This is a genomic window from Streptomyces sp. NRRL B-24572, assembly GCF_002156145.1.
GTDB lineage: Bacteria > Actinomycetota > Actinomycetes > Streptomycetales > Streptomycetaceae > Streptomyces > Streptomyces vietnamensis.
On sequence record NZ_MWIG01000078.1, the window covers coordinates 1 to 1277 of the forward strand.

Here is a 1277-nt window from a genome sequence, read left to right on the forward strand (position 1 = left end):
AAGCCCCAGGTGTGCAGGACACCTGGTGATCAACTACCCTCCACGAACTTCCGCGGAGCAGCACTACTGATCTTTTCGTTAGTTCTGTGGGTGCACTGGGGCTCTGGACGGGATCCTGGTGCGGTGTCTTTCAATCCTTCGCCCGTGGTTCCTCCTTTGACACGGCCGCAGTTGGCCGAGGCCCGGCGTGTGCGGGCGGCCGAGTTGTTCGCTCAGGGACGCTCGAACACCGAGATCGCGCGGATGCTGGGCGTCAGCGACGAGAGCGTGCGGCGGTGGAAGCGGGTCTGGGAGAAGGACGGCGCCGACGCTCTGCGCCGGCGTCCGGCCACCGGACGTCCGCCCAAGCTGGATGATGCCCAGGTCGAGCGGGTGCGGACCGCGCTGGAGCAGGGTGCCCAGGCGCACGGTTTCGAGGCCGATCTATGGACGCTGGAGCGAGTCGGCCTGGTCATCGAGCGGGTGACCGGAGTGGTGCTGTCGAGGGCGTCGGTGTGGCGGCTGCTGACCGGTCGGCTGGGGTGGAGCCTGCAGCGGCCCGAACGGCGGGCGGTCGAGCGGGACGAGTCCGAGATCGCCCGCTGGATCGCGCACGAGTGGCCGCGCATCAAAAAGGGGCGGTGAACACACGTGCCTGGATCGTCTTCCTCGACGAGTCAGGAGTCTCGCTGCTGCCGCAGGTCCGCCGCACCTACGCACCCCGCGGCCGCACCCCACTCCTGCGGCACCGGCTGAACTGGAAGCGGGCCTCGATGGCCGCGGCCCTCGGGTATCACGCCGCCGACCCGGAGCGCGGTCCTCGGCTGTGCTTCCACCTCAAGCCCGGCAGCTACGACACCGCCGGCCTGATCGAGGTCCTGGAACAGATCAAGACGTTCTACCGCGGAGAGCGGGTGGTGCTGGTCTGGGACGGCCTGTCCGCCCACTGGAGCCGGGCGATGCGGGCCTGGGTCGCCGAACAGGACTGGCTCACCCTCGAGCGATTACCGGCTTACGCACCCGAGCTCAACCCGGTGGAACTGCTGTGGTCCTCGCTCAAGAAGCGTGAACTCGCCAACCTTGCCGGCGACCACCTCGCCGATGTCGCCGACGCCACCGAACAGGGCATCCACCGCATCAACACCAACCCCCGACTGCCCTGGTCCTTCCTCACTCACACCGGCCTGATCATCCACCCACCACACCCACCGAACTTACGAAAAGATCAGTAGGGCGTGTTTCAGAAGCCAAGCCCACCGTGGTTGAGAGCCTGATTGGCCGGTACAGTCGCCTGCATG

General features: G+C 67.2%; 2 protein-coding genes. Both read left to right on the top strand.

Annotated elements, in window-relative coordinates; genetic code table 11:
- Positions 1-123: 123 nt before the first annotated feature.
- Entirely contained in the window at positions 124-624 is a 501-nt protein-coding gene (locus CCN56_RS05065; RefSeq protein WP_179199692.1) for an IS630 family transposase, read from the top strand.
- On the top strand, positions 621-1211 hold the full coding sequence (locus CCN56_RS05070; RefSeq protein ID WP_086824010.1) for an IS630 family transposase: 591 nt from the start codon (positions 621-623) through the stop codon (positions 1209-1211). The genes CCN56_RS05065 and CCN56_RS05070 overlap by 4 nt, the downstream gene beginning before the upstream one ends.
- Positions 1212-1277 lie beyond the last annotated feature (66 nt).